Raw genomic sequence first — 21,876 nt, 5'->3', positions numbered from 1 at the left:
TTAGTTTCCCCCCTTCGCTGCAGTATCTTTTCTGCCAAACAACTTCTTCAGTGAATGGCGGGCCTTCCATTCCTGAGCCTTCGGGCTCCAGTTAAAGAGCATCATAACAATCAGTACAACTGCGTAAATCAGCATACGATAGTCATTGAGCCCGCGGAGCACCTCCGGGAGAAGGGTAAGCAGAACTGCCGCTATAATGGATCCGCGCATATTGCCGATTCCGCCGAGGACTACAAATACAAGGATCATAATGGACATATTGTAACCAAAATTCTTCGGAAGCGCTGTCAGTGTTGCAAGGTTATGCGCATAGAGGACGCCAGCGACACCCGCAAGACTGGCAGAAACTGCAAATGCCATCAATTTATATTTTGTAATATTGATTCCAATTGATTCTGCCGCAATACGGTTATCACGGATGGCCATAACTGCACGTCCATCTCTGGAGTTCATCAGATTCAAAATAATAAACAAGGTGATCAGAACCAGAATAATACCTATTGTAAATGTAGAATTCTTCGGTGTTCCTGAGATTCCCTGGGCACCTTTAATGATGACTTCTCCGCCATCTGCAAGGTTCAATGACATCTGATCCTTCAATGAAAAATGAAATCCGGCTGAATCTTTCCCTACATACAATACATTCATAACATTTTTAATAATTTCCCCAAATGCCAGTGTCACAATGGCCAGATAATCACCGCGCAGACGGAGTACGGGAATTCCGATTAATATGCCGAAAATTGCTGCCACCAGTGCGCCGAGCAGAATGGCAAGGAAAAAGCGAAGCCCATCCGGAATCGCTCCAAAGGTGCATTTTGAAAAAAAGGCGCCTGTGAATGCACCAATACACATGAAACCTGCATGCCCGAGACTCAGCTCACCAAGCACCCCTACCGTCAGATTCAGGGAGAGTGCAAGAATGACATAGGTGCAAAGAGGTACTAAAAGTCCCTGCATCAGATTAGACAGGCTGCCTGACAGCACGAATATCTGCACGATAATATAGGCAATAATCACCATACCATATGTAATTAAATTGTTCTTAGTTGTATTTAGCATCTTCTTTTTCATCTATTCCACCTACACTTTCTCGTTGATCTTCTTACCCAGAATACCGGTAGGCTTCACAAGCAGCACAATAATCAGTACACCGAATACAATTGCATCCGAAAGCTGTGAGGAAATATATGCCTTGGATAGAATTTCAATTACACCAAGAATCACTCCTCCAAGAAGTGCGCCCGGGATAGAACCGATTCCTCCAAACACCGCTGCAACAAACGCCTTAATACCCGGCATAGATCCCGTATAAGGTGTCAGGGATGGATATGCAGAGCACAAAAGCACACCTGCAATCGCTGCCAGACCGGAACCGATGGCAAATGTAAGTGAAATCGTTTTATTGACATTTACACCCATCAACTGCGCTGCTCCTTTATCCTCGGATACAGCCAGCATTGCCTGTCCTGGTTTTGTCTTCATAAACATGGTCAGAACAATCATGATTACGATACAGGTTACAATTGTGACAATCGTCTCCCCTGAAATAATCAATTTGCCGCCAGCCAGATTCAGCGCAGGAATCTTTACTACAGATGTGAAGGATTTCGGATTTGCACCAAACAAAAGGAGTGCAATGTTCTGCAGAAAGTAACTGACACCAATCGCTGTAATCAGTACGGCAAGGGGCGAAGCTCCCCTAAGCGGCTTGTAAGCCAATCTTTCAATCACCATACCAAGTATGGTACAGACTACAACAGACAGTAAAACTGCCAGCAGTGGATTCATTCCTGTTGCGCTCGTGGTTATAAACACAACAAAACTGCCAATCATAATGACATCACCATGAGCAAAGTTCAACATCTTGGCAATACCATAAACCATGGTATAACCCAGCGCTATGATTGCATAGACACTGCCAAGGCTTATGCCATTAATTAAATACGACAAAAAACTCATAAGGCACCTCTTTCTCATTCTTTTTTCTCACAAAAGTATAGCATATACCAGCGGTTCCGACAATGGTTTTATCGAACTCCTTTTCTCTGCAAAAAGAGAGCGAAGAACTGTCCTTCGGAAGCCCTTCGCTCTCTTTTGCCTTTTTTATGTTATTACATTGCTTTGTAAGCACCATCTGTGATGATAACTGCTTTTGGGGATTTGTTCGGTTCCCCGTCAGCTGTCCATGTAATTCCTTCTTCTCCGCCAGTCAGGCCATCGACTGTGATGGATGTTATACCTTTCTTAGCTGCTTCACAGATATCGCTGATACTCATATCCGGAGTCACATTCTCAGCTTCAAATGCAGCCTTGATTGCATACATTCCATCATAAGCATCCGCTGCGAACTGGTTCGGTGTATCTCCATATTTTTCTTTGTATTCTGATACGAATTTCTGAGTTGCCTCATCATCCGCGTCCGCTGCAAATGGTGTAAGAAGCATTACGCCTTCCGTAAGAGATGTATCAAAGTTCTCAACAGAGAGGATTCCGTCCAGACCGTCGCATCCGAAGAATTTTGTATCGTAGCCGGATTTTTTAGCCTGGTCAAGGATCAGGGATGCTTCGGTATAGTATATTGGCAGGAATACAAGATCTGCTCCCGCATCCTTTGCTTTCTGAATCTGTGTTGAGAAATCTTTGTTGTTATCAGCGGTAAATGCCTCTGCAGCAACGATCTCAAAATCCTGATTCTTTGCTTCTTCTGCAAACTTCTCATAGATCCCTGATGAGTATACATCGGAGCTGTCATAGATTACCGCTACCTTTGAAGCAAGCTTATTCTCACCAATATATTGCGCTGATGCCAGTCCCTGGTTAGGGTCTGAGAAACATACGCGGAATGCATTATCATACTGTACGCATTCAACTGCTGATCCTGATGGTGAAAGTAAGAACATATTGTCAGCATATGCTTCATTGGCAACTGCAACACATGGTGTAGACGTTACAGTTCCGAGCAGAGCCTGCATACCCCAGTCTTTCAATGTGTTATATGCATTAACTGCCTTTTCTGCATCGTGCTCATCATCCTGAAAATTCAATTCAACCTGCTTGCCATTGATACCGCCGGCTTCGTTAATTTCATTTACCGCGAGCTCTGCGGCGTTCTTAACTGCCTGTCCATAAACTGCTGCCCCGCCTGTGGTTGGTCCGATTCCGCCAATCTTAAAGGTGTCGCCGTCTGAAGAATCAGAAGTCTTACTGTCTGATGCATTGTCCGATGTACTTTTGGATGGACTGCCACATCCTGCTAACCCAAGCACCATTGTGCCCGCCAAAAGAACACTCAAAATCATTTTACTCTTTTTCATAAATAACTTCCTCCCTATTGTTTTATTTATGATACCTTCGATATTCCGTTTTGTCAATAGAGTTCCTTACCTGAAACAAAAGCTTCTGAATTGTTATATTATTTAAAATTAATCCTAAGTTATCTGCATAAGATTAATTTATTAACTTTCACCTGAAATCCGGTACTGTTTACTATCTGCAGAATAAAATATAGTAAATAGATTGAAAGGATTCTATCCATGTTGACCATATTAATTATAATTGGCGCTGTCCTGCTCCTTCTGATACTGATATTTCTCATCGTCTGGAAGGTGCATACACGAAACTTCAGTCCCACTTCGGATAAAGCTTTGCTGGCCGCCAATGTGAACGCGGAATTAAAGGAAACCGGATTCGCCTATGATATGAAGGGAGATTATTTTTATTCCCTGATGAACTGCTGGCAAAGAGAAATGGGGTATTGTAAGGCCTATGACGAGGGGTCCCCATTTTTTAACATGATAATGGATTGTGAGCCGATCACATTTTCTTATGGTGGAAAACGCTGGCTGATTGAACTTTGGAAAGGTCAGTACGGCATTACTACCGGAGGAGAGATTGGAATCTACAATACGACAAGAGAAGACATTGACTATGAAAAATTTAAAGGGACCTTTTATGAAGCGGTCAGCGATGCTGAACTTATGCCGCTGTCCTTTGTACTTAAGAAAAACCGTAAAGTACTGATCAGGCGAAGCGCAATTCACTGGTGGCTGACAGGGTTTAAGCTGGGCGAATTTTCTCAGACAGATTCCCTGACCATGGAAGCCAGAATCACCTTCCCCGATGCAGATATGCTCCAAAACTTTGTCAGCGCATTACAGGCAGTCGGGTATACAAAAAAAGAATATTCTATAAAAAAACTTATGGTACTCATTCATTATACGAAACCGCATTCCCCACAGCCTTTAACCAGGAATATGGCACAGGAAACTGCTGTTCAATTGACAAATAAAAACAATTGCACACTTTATGAACTGGCAACACATAAGTATAAATTCACACTGGATAAACTGGAATATTTAAAAACTGCTATGCCTGAAGTATATGAATTCTTCCTGCATTCTCTCTATGCCCGGGGATTTTATGAGGCATTTAAATGGCTGATCGATCTCATTCATGACCCGAAGCCGGAACCTCCGGAACCGTGTCCTCCGAGGCCTCCGAAACCTTGTCCACCGGAACCTCCTAAGCCGTGCCCGCCGAAGCCTCCAAGGCCTTGCCCGCCAGAGCCTCCTAAGCCGTGCCCGCCGGAACCTCCAAGGCCGTGCCCGCCGGAACCTCCTAAGCCGTGCCCGCCGAAACCTCCTAGGCCTTGCCCGCCGGAACCTCCTAAGCCGTGCCCGCCGGAACCTCCTAAGCCTTGCCCGCCGGAACCTCCAAGGCCTTGCCCGCCGGAGCCTCCTAAGCCGTGCCCGCCGGAGCCTCCTAAGCCGTGCCCGCCGGAGCCTCCTAGGCCTTGCCCGCCTAAACCACGAGGGCAGTGTCCACCGGAACACACAGAGTCATGCCAGCCCTGTTGGCCGAACTCCTGCCAGCCTTGCCGGCCGTGCTCACCCACACTCTGCCCGCCACGGCAAAATATACCCGTACCATCCCAGGCAGACAGATATCAAAACAGGAATTCTCCGGTAACTGACAGAATTGCTGAAAGGGAGACCACATTCTGCCAAAGAGAACAGGCTAATGAACAGGAATCCGATGATACCCAGCGTAAAACTTAGATCTGTCAAAGGCAGAAAGGCTGGCAAATTCAATTCGAATTTGCCAGCCTTTCAGTGACTCTTACGCATCCATCATCTTCCTGCTTGCGAAATTATAGTTCATCCAGTTTCTCCGCATATTTTCTGTTAAATATCCTCCAGGCACTGCCCGTTTGTTCTTATTACATCCTGATACCAGTAAAATGACTTTTTCTTATACCGTTCCAGCGTTCCGCTTCCGTCGTCATTCCGATCCACATAAATGAAGCCATATCTTTTTTTCAACTGTGCTGTGGACGCGCTGACCAGATCAATGCATCCCCATGTTGTATATCCCATTAAGTCCACTCCGTCTGCAATGGCATTTGCCATCTCCCGGATATGGGCTTTCAGGTACGCGATTCTGTAGTCATCAAGGACCGTCAGATTTCCATCCGGTCCCTCCGTCAGTTCATCGACAGCTCCCAGACCGTTTTCCACGATAAACAGAGGTTTCTGGTAACGGTCATACAGCTGATTCAGGAGGTACCTCAGTCCCACCGCATCAATGGCCCAGCCCCACTCACTCTCGTTCAGATACGGATTCTTCACTCCGCCCATCAGATTGCCTTCTGCCAATTCTGCGGCCGGCTGAGAGGTTTCACAGGTGCTTGCATAGTAACTGAAGGATATAAAATCCACTGTGTTTTTCAGAATATCCTCATCGCCCGGTTCCATCTCTATTTTCACGTGATTCTCTTCCATATAACTGTCCAGATATTTCGGATAATACCCTCTTACCTGTACGTCCGCAAAGAAATAATTCTTCTGCTCTGCCTTCATGGCCGCCATCACATCCTCCGGCTTTGGAGTGAGCGGATATACCGGCATTCCAAGAATCATACAGCCGATCATTGCATCCGGCATCATCTCATGGGCGATTTTAACGGCGGACGCACTTGCTACCAGTTCATGATGGACCGCCTGATATAAATCCTGCTTAGACAGCTTTTCTTTTGGAGTCCAGATGCCGCCGCTCATAAGCGGAGCATGCAGAATGGAATTGACTTCGTTGAAGGTAAGCCAGTATTTGACTTTATCCTTATACCGGTCAAACACTGTACGCACATATCTTTCAAAAAAGTTGATCAATTTCCGGCTGGTCCAGCCGTCATATTTTTTTGCAAGGTACAGAGGTGTCTCATAATGTGATATTGTGACCAGCGGCTCGATCCCATATTTATGACATTCATCAAATAAATCATCATAGAACTGAAGCCCCTTTTCGTTTGGGACAGCCTCATCCCCATTCGGAAAAATTCTGGACCATGCGATTGAAGTCCGAAATACTTTAAATCCCATCTCCGCAAATAATTTAATATCTTCTTTATATCTGTGATAAAAATCAATACCGGTCAGCTTCATATTCTCTTCTGTCGGGGTATCCACAGGCGGAGCCATAATTCCACGCGGCATGACATCCTGAATGGACAGCCCCTTCCCGTCTTCCTGGTATGCTCCCTCACACTGATTTGCCGCAACGGCGCCGCCCCACAAAAAGTTTTCTGGAAATAACTGCTTCATATCTGACTTCTTCTCCTTATCTTCAGCTGCATTACAGCTGCATGTTTTTATCAGTTTTCTATTTTTCATACTGATTGATAATCACCTGCTCCGTAATTCCTGTTGGTTCCATTAAAATAAACTGTGAAAGCCAGTCATTCTGTGCTCTGCCTAAAGTCGTTGTGACCTCCGCTGTCAGGATATTCTCTCCCCTTTGAACATAATTTGTCACATCAAAACGGTATGGCGGACATATCCTGATTTCAGCTTCCGAACCATTCACCGACACCCTTGCCCCCTCATAAACAGTATCCAGTAATATTTCCACGCGGTCCCGTTTTTCATCCATCTGGAACGGCACCTCATACCGTATTACACCTGTAAAGTCTTCTTTTCCTTCGACCTGCTGCAGAGGAACCAGCTCCGTGAGCCGGATTTCCCCGCTAAATACAGGATATTCCTCTTCCTTCGCAAAGCTCACGCTGAAAGGCCCTTCTATTTTCGTCCTGCTTATAAGCTTCAGCTCTTTCTGGCTTTGCCCGGAACACGTCAGTTCGTTTTCCATGCCGCAGTCCTTTTCCCAGTAATATACGGCAGACTCGTATGGTGCCAGATTCAGCGGAAGGATTCCGCCGTTTCCTGCACGCATTATCTCATTTGAAAAGCCGTCATATTGGAACCAGTTTCCTTTTAAAGGCACTGTTACTTCTGTCTGCACCTCCTGTCCGGGAGATTCGTTGGCAAACATCATAATATGGCCGTCGGCATGTTCATAATGATAATACCTGAGATAAGGTTCATAAGATGAGCAGCTGATCTCTCCGATTTCGGCCTTTCTGAGAGCCTGCACCAGATCTTCTGTTTCCAGAACCGTTACGTTTCTGCTTCTTTCCAGTCGTTTTAAATATACTGCCACATCTTGCCCTTCGCTGCTGCCTGAGGGCAGCTTTTTCAGTATAAAGATTTGCAGACCTTCCTCTGCCGCCCCGGCCAGCCTTTTCAAATAGGCCGCCGGAAGCGCCTCGGCATACGGCACTACAAGAGCTTCAAATTCTTCGTGGTTGACCCTGAGCCTGCCATCTTCCACCTTTGCTTCTACAATTGCATCCGGTGGAAGTATATCGTAATCAATCTGATTCCTCGCCAGACATGCACAGGGTTTCTGCACCAGCATGTATTCCCCTGACCATTCTGCCTCACCGTGATACCCTACTGCCACAGGCGCCCTGTGGATCCCCCCGCTTAAAAGATGGCTCATCCGGTTCATATAAACCATCAGTGTCTGAAATTCCCGGAACTGCGGATTCCTTCCATGTGCATAAAAGTGCGGGGGACAGTCTGTATCCGGATATTCTTTTGGGTCAAATGCATGAGGAACAAACTCATTAATCCCACGCACCAGCATATAGTCTGTGATCCACTTCATCAGTCGGTTACCCTCGGCCCAGCCATAGGCACCGAATACCTCGCACATAATCCTTCCCTTCATCTGCGGCTCAATATGTCCCAGGGATGCCCCCAGCTTGCCAAGCACATAGTGGAAAAACTCTCCGTCCCATCCCTTCTGTGTCATGGATTTATTATATCCGTGATCCATTCCCGGCATCAGCTGATGCAGCACCACGTCAATTCCTGCCATATCCTGCCCTTTCATGGCACGGAAGAAATGTCCGGCCCCGTATCCAAGCCGTGCATGTGCATTATTGTCTTCAATTGTATGACCTATATAACTGATCCCCCGTTCATGGCACCAGTCTCCGATTCTCTGGCTGAAGTGCTCCGCGTACAACCGGCTGACCAGATTCATATAGTGGTAACGGATCTGCCCTGCTTTCTTTCCACCGTCAATAAATAAAAGAGGCAGCCGCTGCTTTAACTCCTGGGCACTGCAATTCCCAATCTCTTCTGCCAGCAGATCAGTCATATCTTCCCTCCACGGCAGCACCATATCACATCTCCCAATGGAACCATATGCCCCATGTATATTTCCAAAACGCGGCTCATCAGAAAAGAAGCCGAGAATTGTCTTCCCAAATTCTTCACGATAGTGTTGATAATGCGGCTCATATACTTCCCGGATCAGAACATCCGTCGCTTCCGGCACAATGGGGTTGAGATAATCCTCTGTATGAGGTTCGCCTCCTGTATAAGTGCTCACCAGCACCATGACTTTCCATTCCCCTTCCGGCAGTTCGAAACTCACTGACCGTTGTCCCTGAATCCCGGCTGTAATATCAACAAGCGTAGACGCATCTATTTTTTCATATCCCAGCTTTTTTGCCAGAAAAATACCTTCCAGACGATCCTCCTTGTCTGTGAATGCAAATTTTATCAATGCCTCTGCATGTTTTAACGGACCGGCAAAATCAAGCTGATGAAGCTTCAAATAACGTTTTCTGTACTGAGGATAGCACTCCTTCACCGCTCCATTCGCAAACCCTGTGGGAAAATGAGAATCATCCAGAATCCAGAGCTTCATATCGCGCGCTTTCGCTTCATCCAGTAAGATATCCATATCCCTCCACCATCCGTCTCCCATAAAGTCCGGATGGGGGCGCGCTTCCAGGCATACTGCCTGCACCCCTGATTCCTCAATCTTCCCCATATATTCCCGGAGTATCTGTTCGTCTTCTCCGTGCATCCAGAGAAACGGATAAATGTGATTCTCATATCTTCCCTCTAAATTTTCTTTTATCTTCTTCATATATGCTCTCTCCTGAATATGTTCTGTCTGTCCTGCAAAAGGCCGTATCCCGAATGTCAGGGAACAGCCTTTTATAATTTTAATTCTCAGATTTAGTAATAATAAAACTAATCACTAGTGAGGCTGCGACTGCAACCGCAGAACAAATTGCAAACCATACAACATTCATAGAATCTGTCGGAGAAATCATCATAAATGTCTGGAAGATACCGCCGTTTCCAAATCCCTGCATCGCAGCTCCGGTCGCAGCCAGTATTCCTCCTGCAATGCCTCCGCCTGCAAATGCAGCCATAAACGGTCTCTTCTTCGGCAGTGCAATGCTGTAAATAATGGGCTCCGTCACACCAAAAAATGCTGTCAGGGCACAGGTTAAGCCCTCCACTCTCTTCGCTTTGTTCTTCTGCTTCAGGGCATATCCAAGGCCTGCACCTGCCAATGCCATAACGGTCATTCCCAAAACGGCATTGATTGGATCCACGCCATTTGTCGCTATGTTATTAATCAGAATCGGAATGAACGCATAATGAAGTCCGAAAATTACTATCACCTGCCAGAAAGCGCCCAGAATCACGCCTGCCACAATCGGGCTGAATGCCCATAACGCATTGGTACCATCTGCCAACCAACCGGATACAAGGCTCATGACCGGCCCGATCACAAGGAAGGTAAGCGGTGTCACGATCACCAGCGTCAAAAACGGTACAAACATCATGGACAGCATATCCGGCACTACCTTCTTCCAGAACTTTTCCACCTTTGCAGTTACCCACGCGGCGAGCATGGTCGGGAAAATAGAATTCGCATAGCTTGTCAATACAATCGGAATACCAAAGAATTTCATTGCCGTGCCGTCATTATAAGCACTTACAATATTCGGATATACAAGAGCCGCACCGATTGCCGCCGTTAAAAATGGATTCGCACCGAACTGCTTGCCTGCCGAAAATCCGATCAGTATCGGGAAGAAATACATCAGTGCATCTGCTCCCGCATACCAGAGCTGGTATGCTCCGCTGGTGTCAGCGATCACATTCATTGTCACCAGAAGCGTCAGAATTCCTTTGATCATACCGGATGCAATCAGAAGCCCCATAACGGGGAATACACACCCGGTTATCGTCTTAAAAAACTTATTGAACAGATTATCGTTCTTCTTCAAATCCTCAGCCACAGCCTCCTGGCTCTCGCCTACTTCCATGCCAAGTATCTTGTTTACTTCCTCTGCCACTTTCGCTACAGATGTACCGATAATCACCTGGTACTGTCCTCCCTGTTTTACCAGACCTTTAACACCATCCACGGCCTTTACTGCCCCGTCATCAGTCATCCCCTCGTCTCGCAGGACAAAACGCAGACGTGTCACACAATGAGTGATACTGATAATATTCTTTTTGCCTCCAACCTTATCTAATACCTCAGAAGCCACTTTGTTATAATCCATACCGGAACTCCTCTCCTTTACATTACTTTGTCATTTGTCAGGTTAATCATAGCACTTGCTTCCCAGAATTTTAATAACTTTATTTCACGCATTTATTGACCAAACTTCAGCTTCTGTTATAATATGATATCAGAGAAAAAATTGCAGGAAAGGCAGGTGTTTTTATGAATATTAATACGCTGGACAATCTCCTTAGAAATCTTACCCCACATGAAAAACAATATAAAGAAGGCTCCAGTTACTTTTCATTCCAGGACCTTCCTACTACGGTTCGCAACGGCCGGGAAGTCCGGGTTATGGATTTTACCACTTCCAGTTTCAGCATAAACAGTAATCTTCTCTACTTAAAAAAACAGTCCCGTTACCAGGCCTGTCCAATGCATATCCATAACTGGATTGAAATCAATTATATTTATTCCGGCAGATGTCCCCAGATCATTAACAATGAATCCTATGTTCTGGAAAAAGGACAGGTTGCCCTCATCGACACCGATACTCCGCACTCCACCGATATTCTCGGTGACGATGATATCATGGTCAGTCTGGTTATCAACAAAGATTATCTGACCAGCAACTTTTTCAACAGATTTTCGCAGGACAGTATTCTGTCTGCCTTTTTTATCAACGCAATCAGTAAAAACACGCAGCATGACAACTATATCCTTTTTCACTCCGAACAGAGCCGGAAGCTGCCGCTGTATTTCAACGAGCTGCTCTGCGAGATGTATGCGCCTTCTATTAACAGCTCCGATATCGTCAACAGCCTTTTCACCCTGATTCTGTGTGAGCTGATCAACGTCTACGAAGATGACATGGAACGCCAGAACCTGAATATGAGCCGCAACTCCGTAGGTCCTATCCTACGGTTTATTGAAGGAAATTATAACAGCTGCACCCTCGAATCAACTGCCGGCTTTTTTAATATGAACCCAAACTATCTTACAACTCTTCTCAAAAAAAGAACCGGGCACTCCTACAAGGAACTGGTGCAGAGACAGCGCCTGATCCGCGCCGGTCGGCTTCTGAGGAATACCGATCTGAACGTAACTGATATTGCCAATACGGTCGGATATGAAAATGTGAGCTTTTTTTATAAAAAATTTAAAGAAGAATACGGCTGCTCTCCAAAAGAATACCGGCATGCCTTACCTGGAAGATGAATCTTCCCGAATCATAAAATGATCCCGCCCCGCATCCATTCACTGGAATTGTGTGTTCCATTCTCTTCATTGTGTTTACTTCCATTTAAAAAGGCTTATGCCATGGTGACATACGCCCATTCTCTTACTTATTTTACTGTAATCAGCCAATATAAAAAACGTAAATATATAATTATCCTCTTTTAAACATTACCTTACTTTCATATTGTTTCAAATCTTCCAGCCATTCCATCCCGACGAACTTCCCCTTTTTCATGCAGTAATATTCCCAGACAGCATTTACGGGCAGTGACCGGAACTCATCCATCAAAGCCAGGCGTTTCGTTGTATCTCCGCTGCTTTCCGCCTGCTTCAGTATGTGGGCAGGTTCCAGCAGCGCCCCGAGAAGCGCACGCTCTGTTGCCCGCGTTCCGATTGTCCAGGCCGCTACCCTGTTTACGGAACCGTCAAAATAGTCTGTGCCGAAGAATGTATCATCCACCACACCGCAGCGCACAATCTCGCGCATCATATCATTGGTTTTTTCGTCATTAATGACCACATGGTCTGAATCCCACCGTACGCCCCTTGTAAAATGCGCCATTATCTTATCAGAGTAGAGCATCACAGCAGAAATCTTATCTGCCACAGACTCCTCGCAGTGAAAATGCCCCATATCCAGATTCATAATCGTATTCCCTATTTTTCCGGCGCGCGCATGTCCGTGGTAAGACAGATAAAAATCATGGGAGCCTACAGTAAAACTCTCCACACCCACACCAAACAATTTTGGTTCCAGTGCATCATATACATATTCCGGTGAAATCTCTTTTGCACTGAAGATTTCATCAAAGGATTCCAGCATCAGCCGCCTGTAAAGCATCCGGTCGGCAGGCATATCCTTGATTCCGTCCTGTACCCAGGTATTAAATATACATGGCTGCCCCTGCTCTTTTCCGATATATTCTGAGATTTCTCTAACTGCCTGCATATGCCTGATCCAGAACTTCCGTACTTCTGGTTTTGGATTGGAAATGGTCAGATTATCTTCTGCCATAGGATGCCCGAAGGTAGTTGCATTCATGTCCAGACCGACTTCTTTGTCTTTAGCCCATGCGGCCCACTTCTTGAAATGGAGGGGCGCATAGGCATCGCGGTCTATATCTTTTTCATAGTCCTCGCCGTAGCTGGAGTGAAGATTAATCTTGACCTTACCAGGCACATATTCCATGCATTTTTCCATGTCCATCCGGAGTTCCTCCGCCGTGCGGGGCTTGCCCGGATAATTTCCGGTTGCCATGATTCCGCCGCCGGCACCACCGCCCCGGCGTTCAAAACCGCCCACGTCATCCCCCTGCCAGCATGGTATGGAGATAGGAATCGTGTCGAACCTGTTCAATACTGCTTCTGTGTCTATCCCATATTCCCCATAGATTTCCCGGGCATACTCATATGTTTTTTCAATTCTTAATTCTCTGTTCATCTTGAAAGTTCCCAACCTTTCCATCTATTAACAGGATTCCCGTTCGACAACCTCAGGCATTAACAGCAGCTGGCGCTCCTCCAGCGTCTCCTTATGCAGCATCTTCAGCAGGCACTGAACCGCCGTTGTCCCCAGTTCCTTTTTGGGCTGTGCAACGGAAGACAGCACCGGAACAGTGAACCTGGCAGGTGCAATATCATCGAACCCCAGCACCCCCACCTGCTCCGGTACTCGTATGCCATGCCGGATCAGTGCATTTAATGCGCCGATTGCAAAATAATCAAAACTCCCAAAAACAGCATCGAATTCCAACTTCTCCTGAAGCATTTTTTCAACTTCCTGGTATGCCCCCTCCACTTTCAGTGTGTCTATATTCCGGCAACTAATATATTCTTCGAGGCCCGCCTCCTTCATAGCTGTTTCATATCCCCGGCACCGTTCAATAGAAAACTCATACTCCTGATTTCCAAGAAACAGTATTTTCTTATATCCTTTGGAAATCAGATGCTTTGTCCCCATCATCCCGCCCTGAAAATTATCTGTCCTGACCGTAAAAAACTCCTGATCCGATACACGGTCGATGCAGACAAGCGGAAGTTTGATTTTTCTGAAATTTGTAAAGTCGTTCACTCCTGTCCCGATCAGAATCAGGCCGTCTATATTCCTTGACATCAGCCTGCGCAGACACTTTTTCTCCCTGCTGGAGCTATTGTCCGAGTTGCAGACCGTCATACAGTAGCCCTGCTGCCCCAGTTCGTCTTCAATACTGGCCAGAAGATCCACGAAAAACAGATTCTGCAGATCTGATACCACAACTCCGATTGTCTTGGATTGATTAGTCTTCAAACTGCTTGCAAGAAGATTCGGACAATAATCCAGTTTTTCAATTGCATCTTCGATTCGCTGCAGAGTTTCGGGACGCACAGTCTTCTTCCCGCTTAGGACATAAGATACTGTACTGACAGAGACTCCTGCCATTTCCGCTACGTCTTTTAAGGTTGCCATAAGTTCTCACTTTCGTTCTGTTATAATTTTGTATTTCTGATACATCTTATCCCAGAGTTCCGAATCCTGGGGCTTATATTTTATTATATCAAAGGAGGACTGTATAATTCCAGCATTCTCTTTCTCATTCTGTATTTTTCCCAGCGCTTTCATCTGAATCATGGCATTGCCAACCGCTGTTGCCTCAACGGGGCCCGCGCTTACCGTCTTTCCTGTGGCATTTGCTATAAACTGGCAGAACATAGCGTCCCGCACGGCTCCTCCAAGTAGATACAGTGTATCTGTCTTTTTACCTGTGATCTCCTCTACGTCACAGACCGACTCTTTATATTTGAAAGCAAGAGATTCCATGACTGCACGGTAAAAACCTCCCTGAGTCTGGATTTCCTTCTGTTTTGTCCGCACGCAGTACTGATTGACTGCATCCTCCATATCCAGCGGTGCCACAAAAAGTTCGTCATCTACTTCGATAAAATGAGAAAATGGAGATGCCGCCTCTGCTTCCTTGATCAGATATGTATAATCGATGTTGCTGCCTTTCTTTTCCCAGCATTTGCGCAGCTCCTGAATGAGCCACATTCCCATGATCGTCTTAACCAGCTTTATTTTTCCAAAGGCAGCTCCTTCATTCGAAAAGTTTCTGTCGTAGACCATATCCGTGACAACCGGCTCATCCATAACCATACCGATGATAGACCATGTACCGGAATTAATAAATACATAATTATCTTCCTGCGCCGGTACTGCATAGGCCGCGGACGCAGAATCGTGCTGGGCAACAGCGATCAGCGGAATATCTCCTGCTTCCCCGATTCCCGCTAATTTTTTAATCCTCTTTGTCAGATTTCCTTTCACGGCACCTGTCATGAGCACCTCAGGAAAAACGGATTTTTCCAGCCCTAATTCGTAAAGCACGGATTCTGCCCAGGACTTATTTTTCAGATCATACATCTGGGTCGTAGATACGCTTGTATATTCCAGACTCCGCTCTCCTGTCAGAAAATAGCCCAGTACATCCGGCAGCATTAAAAAAGTCTTTTTGCCGGCCGCTTTTTCAGAATTTCTGTTCTGTATACCCAGGATCTGATACACGGTATTATACCACATGTCCTGCACGCCGGTTTCATAAAACAGCCCCTTTTTCCCAAATATATTCCCGGCTTTCTCCATCATACCGATGGCCTGGGTATCCCGGTAATGGTACGGATTCCCCAGTAATTCCCCCTGGCTGTCCAGAAATGCAAAGTCTACGCCCCAGGTGTCAATACCGATGGCATCGATCTTCCCGATCTTTTTCTGTGCAATCTGCAGGCCCTTCAGGATCTCATGGAAGATATTAAGAATATCTGTGTAGAACCTGTCCCCTGCGTAAATTCCTTCATTTAAAAACCTGTGCAGCTCTTCCAGTTCCACTTTTCCGTTCTTCAGTGAAACACTGATAAGTCTTCCGCTTGACGCTCCCAGATCAACTGCTATTACTTTCATTTTCGCACACTCCTTCATCTTATAAGTGAATCGTTTGACCTGATTATCATAGCACAGTCGGCCGCACTTAGTCAATCGTTTCACCATAATTTTTCTTCCGTACCTTACACTTATGACAGAAAGGGAATTTCGAAAAAAGCACACATCAAATATTCAATTTATCAGCTTTTCTAAACAAAGAGGTTCACATTGGACTCCTCAGCATCTCCAAGATAGGATGCGACTCCTGCCAGCTCCACACCATCGATTAATTCTTCCTTTGTAATTCCCATGATGTCCATGGACATTGTGCACGCAACAAGCCTGATTCCGCTATTTTGTGCATGCTCCATCAGTGCTTCGAGAGAATCTACGTTTTTATCTTTCATCACTTTTTTCATCATGGCAGTACCCATTCCGGCCATATTCATCTTTGAAAGCTTCAGCTTTCTGCTGCCTTTTGGCATCATGGCCCCAAACATCTTATCCATAAAAGGCTTTTTAATGGAAGGCGCATTGGATTTTCTAAGTGCATTCAACCCCCAGAATGTAAAGAACATCGTTACCGGCCTGCCCATGGACGCAGCTCCGTTTGCTATAATAAAGGACGCCAGTACTTTATCCAAATCGCCGCTGAATACGATAATGGTCTTTCCCTGCGGGGCCTCTGCTATTTTGCTTTCTTCCTTCACGTCACAGTTCTTCATACCCTTTTTGATATATACAATGTTTTCCTGATTTTGGCGTTCAGTCTTCACCAGAGTATTCCCGGTTCTCCGGCACCAGGAATCAATGTCTGCCGCAAAGCCCATATCAGTAGCGGATACTTTTAAGACTTCCTGGTCTTCCATCCCTGAGATTGCTTCATGAACCTTCATAATTGGGCCCGGACACTGCAGTCCGCAGCAATCCAGAACTTTCAATTCTCTATCCGGCATTTCATTTTCTCCTGCTGTCATCTTATTTTCCCCCTTCAAGATATCCGTGTCTGTCTGCAAATTTTCATTTTGCTGATAATTTTTGCTGTGCATGGACTTATAAAACGAGGTTCCCCCTGACAGAACAGCTACTTTAGCAAATCCATTCTGGCTTAGTATTCTTGCTGCATTATAGGAACGCACACCAATCGAACAGTAAGGAATAATCAGTTTCTCTTTATCCAGCTCATCCATTCGTTCACGAAGTTTCCCCAGTGGAATATGAGAAGAACCGGGGATGGAAAATACCAGACGCTCCATGTCTTCCGTGACATCCAGGACAGTATACTCCTCTTTCTTCCCTTTATCTGCCAGTAGAGTATCCAGTTCATCCGATTCTATAAAGCTTACCAGGCCCTGCAGCATATTTTCCGCAACAAATCCGAGCATATTTACCGGATCCTTTGCGGAAGAAAACGGCGGCGCGTAGGCAGGCTCCAATTCCTCCAAATCATAAACCGTGCCATTCAGGCGCATGACAGACGCAAGGGTATCGATTCTTTTGTCCGCACCTTCCTGTCCTACAATCTGAGCGCCAAGGATCTTCCCTTCTTTATCAAACAGCATCTTCAAGGTCAGAGGGGCCGCCCCGGGATAGTACCCGGCATGGGATTTCTGATTAATCAAAGCTGCATAATAGTCCTCTCCCTTCACTTTCCCCATTCCCTTCAGCTGCTTTTCATTCAGCCCGGTACTTGCGGCGTGCAGGTCAAACACCTTTGCCACGGCTGTTCCTAAAGTTCCATTATACTTTTTCTTATCTCCTGCAAGATTATCTGCCAGAATACGTGCCTGTTTATTTGCAGGTCCTGCAAGAGGTATCATCGTCTTATCCTTTGTCACATAATGTTCCACCTCTATCACATCGCCCACCGCATATATATCAGGAAGGGAAGTCTGAAGATATTGATCTACTATTACTCCGCCTCTCTTATTCAGCTTTGCACCAGCCTGCTTTGCAAGTTCGCTGTTAGGGCGCACACCAATAGACAGGATCACCATATCTGTCCGCACTGATGCCCCGCTGGTTAATTCTATCTCTGTTGCTCCGCCCTCGCGCTCATGGTGGAACGCTTTCACACCGTCCCCCAAAATCAGGTGAACCTGATTCATTCTCATATTTTCATGGATTAAATTCGCCATATCCAAATCCAAAGGCGCCATGACCTGATTCTGCATCTCGATAACAGATACCTCAATGCCCTGCGCATGGAGATTTTCTGCCATCTCAAGTCCGATAAAGCCTCCTCCGATTACCGCAGCACGTTTCGGCTTTTTCTCTGTAATATAAGCCTTAATCCTGTCCGTATCAGGGACAGACCAGAGGGTAAAGATATGATCCCCGTCAATTCCCGGAATTGATGGTTTTATGGGTGATGAGCCTGTCGCCAGCACCAGATTATCATAGGTTTCCTCATATATTTCATTCGTTGCTAAATTTTTCACTTCAATTTTTTTCTCTTCAGGCATAATTCTTGTCACTTCACTGGATACCCGTACATCGATATTAAACTTCTCCTTCATTGCCTGAGGTGTCTGTAACAGGAGGGCATCCCGGCTTTTAATCACATCCCCGATATAGTAAGGCAGGCCACAGTTTGCATAAGATATATACGCACCTCTCTCCAGCATGATGATCTGCATAGACTCATCTCTTCTCCGCAGTCTTGCTGCAGTTGTCGCGCCGCCCGCAACTCCTCCGATGATAACTGTTTTTTTTGCCATATTCAAATCTCCTTTTCTTAATCGCATATTCTTTTATCTGTTCAGAAGTTTTAATTATTATAATCCTCTTTCATACTTTCTTCTGTAACCATGTCACATAAGGACATAAAAATAATTAGTTCTTTGGTTTTCTTATTGCTGGTCATACTCACTCAACATATTTCCTTTTTCTTCCACCAAAAACTCCCGGCACTTCTTTACTGAAATGCCGGGAGTTTTATTTCTCATATATCAGATTTCCATGATACGTCTTCCGCACCAATCTCTTTCGTCTAAATCTTTTCCGGTTAAACTTCTTCATTTTTATATGTAATCTTCTTCCACATAAAACGGATCACCAGAAACAGAACCGCCGCAATCAGAACCGCTTTAATAAATGTGGAATACTTTCCAATGTACAAAACTACCACTTCCCAGGATGCCCCAAGGATTGCCCCCAGTGATACGAGCAATATATTCCATATCGTACTTCCAATCATGGTATAGGTCAAAAAAACAGGCATATTAATCTGTGCCATCCCCGCAGGTACGGACACCAGACTCCTTATAATCGGGATGCATCTCCCAAAAAGTATTGCTTTCTTCCCATGCTTTTCAAACCATCCGATCGTCTTTTCCACATCCTCTTTCTCAAATCCAAGCACCCGGAATGCCTTCCCTTCTGTCAGTGCCTCTAATCTCTGCGGTGTTAATGCCGTGCCAATCCAATACAGTACAATCGCCCCGATTGTAGAGCCTAATGTAGAAAAAATAATGACTCCCGGCACCGTTAGCCTTGTATAAGTTGTCATAAAGCCGCCAAAAGTCAGAATGACTTCCGATGGTATCGGAGGAAAGATATTCTCTATGGCAATCAGAAAACAGACTCCCAGATAGCCAAACTGATTCATAATCTGGATAATTAATTCCTGCATACACCCATCCTTAAATAAATAACATTCTGTAAAATAAGTATATGAAAGAAAAAACGAATCATTCCATTTCATACCCAACTTAATACAGTGAACGAGCTTTAAGTCTCATGAACGGAGGGTATGTCGGTAAGCATCCTCTCTTTTGTAAGGACTTCCCCCGGATGCATCACAAAATAAATCAGGCAAGACTGCTGCCCTCCGCAATCAGTATTACAACACAGAACGTCTCAGTATCATGGGTGATGTCCACCGTTCCCTGATAGCGTCTTACCACATCTTTGACATTCTCAATGCCGATCCCATGCAGCTTCTTCTCCTTTTTCCATGTCCTGAATTTCCCATCCTCAATCTGAATCTCCTGACTTTTAGAGTTCTCAATCTCGAAGCTGAAATACCCTTTTTCCGTACATCTCGCCTTCATGGATATCCTGCGTTTCTCTGGAACCACCTTCATACACGCCTCAATGGCATTGTCCAGCATATTGGAGAAAATGGTGCAGATATCCAGAGGGTCAATAAAAAACAGTTCATTAATCTCAATATTAAAGAAACAGTCGATACCCTGCTCCACTGCCCGGTTATACTTTGCATTGAGAACGGCATTCACAATACTGTTTTTGCAGAATGTCCTCCCCTTCGCACTAAGCTGTCCCGACAGCTTCTGGAAATACTTCTTCGCTTCCTCATCTTTTCCGTCTTCCATCAACCCAGCCACCACGCTGAAATGATTATTCATATCGTGCCTGAATTTCCGCAGCTCCTGCTGCCCTGCCTCCAGTTCCCTGTAATAATCCTGCTGCAGTTTTTCATTCTTCTGCTCCAGTCGGCTGCGGATATTTTCCGCCAGATAGAATACCAGCCTGATACTGGCAAAATTGGTGATCAGGCACGCAAGCATGCAGAGCCACACTTTGTAGGACTCATCCGGTGTATAGTATACACAGCTCATCACCGCAGTCAGCGATGCCAGGCAGACGGCATCCAGCAGAAACCACGACTTCTCATCCAGAGTATCCATCATCTCTCTGATCTTCTGATCCGACATCCGCCAAAACAGATACCAGAACAGGATATTCACAATCAATATCATATTAGACAGCACTATATTGGCCAACTCTCCGCTTTCAAGCAGGTTTATCCAGATCCAGGTCCCGATTTGCTGGGTCAGAAAATTTGCCGATATTATAATCGGAAAAAAGATAAGCAAAACAGAAACCTTCACCAGAATCTTCTGCCTGAACCCGATCAGCAACATTGCAAGGAAAAGGGGGATATTAACTGTAATATTTACCACATCCTGCGGAAATATCACCATTGTACATACAAACAGCCCAATCAGATAACTCACTGCCCGCCAGACAACCTTTTTCTTTGGCTCCAGAAAGCAGGCAAGTGTCCTGTAAAAAAAGTAACTCTCTATAAAATAAAAAATGGTACCCAGCGTGTCAAAAAAAGTTTCCATATAAATTCCGTCCTTTCCTGCACAAAGGTACCAATTCAGGCAAGCCTGAATTGGTACCTACAAAGCTCTATTTCAGCATCAGCTTCGCAAATGCTACCGCCGCCGTCTGCTTGTATGCCCTGCTCACAGGCAGAATCTGCCCGCCGCATTCCAGACTGCTTCCCTCCAGCTTGTCCACATACTTCAGGTTCACAAGATACCGGTTATGTATCCGGATAAAAAAGGAAGGCATCTCCTCCTCGATCTCACCAAGCTTTCCATAGAATTTTACAGATTCACAAGCGGCACTGCCAACAGTCACTGCCTCTACAGTCCGCCCTTCACTTTTAAAATACAGAACCTTTCCAAATGGCAGGCGCAGAGTTCCCGTCTTCTGCTCCACCAGGTAATACTTTTCCATGCTCTGTCCGGTCTCCTCCACGGCCTTTCCCAACACTTCACGTATCTTCTCCTCTTTATATGGCTTCAATATATAATGAAAGGCATGCACCTCATATCCCTGAAATACAAAATCCGGATACGCAGTCACAAAGATCAGCACCGTATCCTGATACTTCTTTCGAAGCTCCCTGGCCGTTTCCATTCCGTCGATCCCGGACATCTCTATATCCAGAAACAGAATATCCGGCACCTTATGCTCCATCCCGGCAAGCAGATCCTCTCCACACTCATATTCCTCTATCTCATATTCCACACCGTCCAGCTGCAGCTGTGTCTCCAACACTCTGCGCAGACTGTTCCTCAATTTCTTCTCATCATCACAGATAGCAATTCTCATCTCATCTTGTCCCCCAAAATCCAGTTCTCCTCCTAAACTACCACATTCTCCCCAACAATTGCAATCGTTTTTGGGGAAAGTTCTGGGGGTGGGGGACGCCTGACGTGGAACGGGGCGGGGGCAGACGGACGCATATATCTGTCTGGAATACGGGCCGCTGTGCTAAGCAGCAGTAAGAGGAAACACACAAAATCAGCCGGAAC

The 21,876-nt window shown here is 45.6% G+C and carries 15 protein-coding genes; 2 read left to right on the top strand and 13 right to left on the bottom strand.

From position 1 onward, the window contains the following. The 3 genes from HMPREF0240_RS18675 to HMPREF0240_RS18660 form a co-directional block, all read right to left on the bottom strand. Positions 1-1,074, bottom strand: coding sequence for a branched-chain amino acid ABC transporter permease (locus tag HMPREF0240_RS18675; protein WP_009004980.1), 1,074 nt, complete (start codon positions 1,072-1,074; stop codon positions 1-3). Between the two features lie 9 nt (positions 1,075-1,083). Further along, positions 1,084-1,962 (bottom strand): branched-chain amino acid ABC transporter permease, encoded by an 879-nt coding sequence (locus tag HMPREF0240_RS18670; RefSeq protein WP_009004979.1) that lies wholly within the window; start codon positions 1,960-1,962, stop codon positions 1,084-1,086. Between the two features lie 152 nt (positions 1,963-2,114). Next, positions 2,115-3,317, bottom strand: coding sequence for an ABC transporter substrate-binding protein (locus HMPREF0240_RS18660; RefSeq protein WP_009004977.1), 1,203 nt, complete (start codon positions 3,315-3,317; stop codon positions 2,115-2,117). A gap of 219 nt (positions 3,318-3,536) precedes the next feature. Here HMPREF0240_RS18660 and HMPREF0240_RS18655 point away from each other — a divergent pair, with 219 nt between their 5' ends. Further along, positions 3,537-5,060, top strand: coding sequence for a DUF4474 domain-containing protein (locus HMPREF0240_RS18655; protein ID WP_083806371.1), 1,524 nt, complete (start codon positions 3,537-3,539; stop codon positions 5,058-5,060). 126 nt (positions 5,061-5,186) lie between these two features. On the opposite strand, the gene HMPREF0240_RS18650 is transcribed toward HMPREF0240_RS18655, so the two are convergent. The 3 genes from HMPREF0240_RS18650 to HMPREF0240_RS18640 form a co-directional block, all read right to left on the bottom strand. After that, positions 5,187-6,602 carry a glycoside hydrolase family 1 protein gene (locus HMPREF0240_RS18650; RefSeq protein WP_009004975.1) on the bottom strand — a complete coding sequence of 472 codons (1,416 nt, stop codon included), beginning with the start codon at positions 6,600-6,602 and terminating at the stop codon, positions 5,187-5,189. 58 nt (positions 6,603-6,660) lie between these two features. Then, the gene (locus HMPREF0240_RS18645) at positions 6,661-9,285 is read right to left on the bottom strand and encodes a glycosyl hydrolase (RefSeq protein WP_035314164.1); all 2,625 of its coding nucleotides are present in this window, start codon (positions 9,283-9,285) and stop codon (positions 6,661-6,663) included. Positions 9,286-9,364: 79 nt separating this feature from the next. Further along, a complete protein-coding gene (locus HMPREF0240_RS18640; RefSeq protein ID WP_009004973.1) occupies positions 9,365-10,726 on the bottom strand; it encodes a PTS transporter subunit EIIC in 1,362 nt (453 codons plus the stop codon). A gap of 164 nt (positions 10,727-10,890) precedes the next feature. On the opposite strand from HMPREF0240_RS18640, the gene HMPREF0240_RS18635 reads away from it, so the two are divergent. Continuing rightward, a complete protein-coding gene (locus tag HMPREF0240_RS18635) occupies positions 10,891-11,886 on the top strand; it encodes an AraC family transcriptional regulator (RefSeq protein ID WP_009004972.1) in 996 nt (331 codons plus the stop codon). Positions 11,887-12,058: 172 nt separating this feature from the next. Here HMPREF0240_RS18635 and HMPREF0240_RS18630 read toward each other — a convergent pair whose 3' ends face one another. The 7 genes from HMPREF0240_RS18630 to HMPREF0240_RS18600 form a co-directional block, all read right to left on the bottom strand. Then, positions 12,059-13,348 (bottom strand): L-rhamnose isomerase, encoded by a 1,290-nt coding sequence (locus HMPREF0240_RS18630; RefSeq protein ID WP_009004971.1) that lies wholly within the window; start codon positions 13,346-13,348, stop codon positions 12,059-12,061. A gap of 27 nt (positions 13,349-13,375) precedes the next feature. Continuing rightward, positions 13,376-14,353: a LacI family DNA-binding transcriptional regulator gene (locus HMPREF0240_RS18625; RefSeq protein ID WP_009004970.1), complete on the bottom strand. Its 978-nt coding sequence runs from the start codon at positions 14,351-14,353 to the stop codon at positions 13,376-13,378. Between the two features lie 6 nt (positions 14,354-14,359). Beyond that, a complete protein-coding gene (locus HMPREF0240_RS18620) occupies positions 14,360-15,838 on the bottom strand; it encodes a rhamnulokinase family protein (protein ID WP_009004969.1) in 1,479 nt (492 codons plus the stop codon). 170 nt (positions 15,839-16,008) lie between these two features. After that, positions 16,009-18,519, bottom strand: a complete 2,511-nt coding sequence (locus tag HMPREF0240_RS18615; RefSeq protein ID WP_009004968.1) for a CoA-disulfide reductase — start codon at positions 18,517-18,519, stop codon at positions 16,009-16,011. 287 nt (positions 18,520-18,806) lie between these two features. Next, on the bottom strand, positions 18,807-19,433 hold the full coding sequence (locus HMPREF0240_RS18610) for a DedA family protein (RefSeq protein WP_009004967.1): 627 nt from the start codon (positions 19,431-19,433) through the stop codon (positions 18,807-18,809). Between the two features lie 178 nt (positions 19,434-19,611). Continuing rightward, the gene (locus HMPREF0240_RS18605; protein WP_009004966.1) at positions 19,612-20,895 is read right to left on the bottom strand and encodes a sensor histidine kinase; all 1,284 of its coding nucleotides are present in this window, start codon (positions 20,893-20,895) and stop codon (positions 19,612-19,614) included. A 67-nt stretch (positions 20,896-20,962) separates the two neighbouring features. Next, entirely contained in the window at positions 20,963-21,673 is a 711-nt protein-coding gene (locus tag HMPREF0240_RS18600) for a LytTR family DNA-binding domain-containing protein (RefSeq protein WP_009004965.1), read from the bottom strand. Positions 21,674-21,876: the final 203 nt, after the last annotated feature.

It is taken from the genome of Clostridium sp. D5 (assembly GCF_000190355.1).
In the GTDB taxonomy this organism is placed as follows: Bacteria; Bacillota; Clostridia; order Lachnospirales; family Lachnospiraceae; genus Faecalicatena; species Faecalicatena fissicatena_A.
Note: the sequence above shows the minus strand (reverse complement) of the source record. Positions and strands in the feature narration are given on the sequence as shown.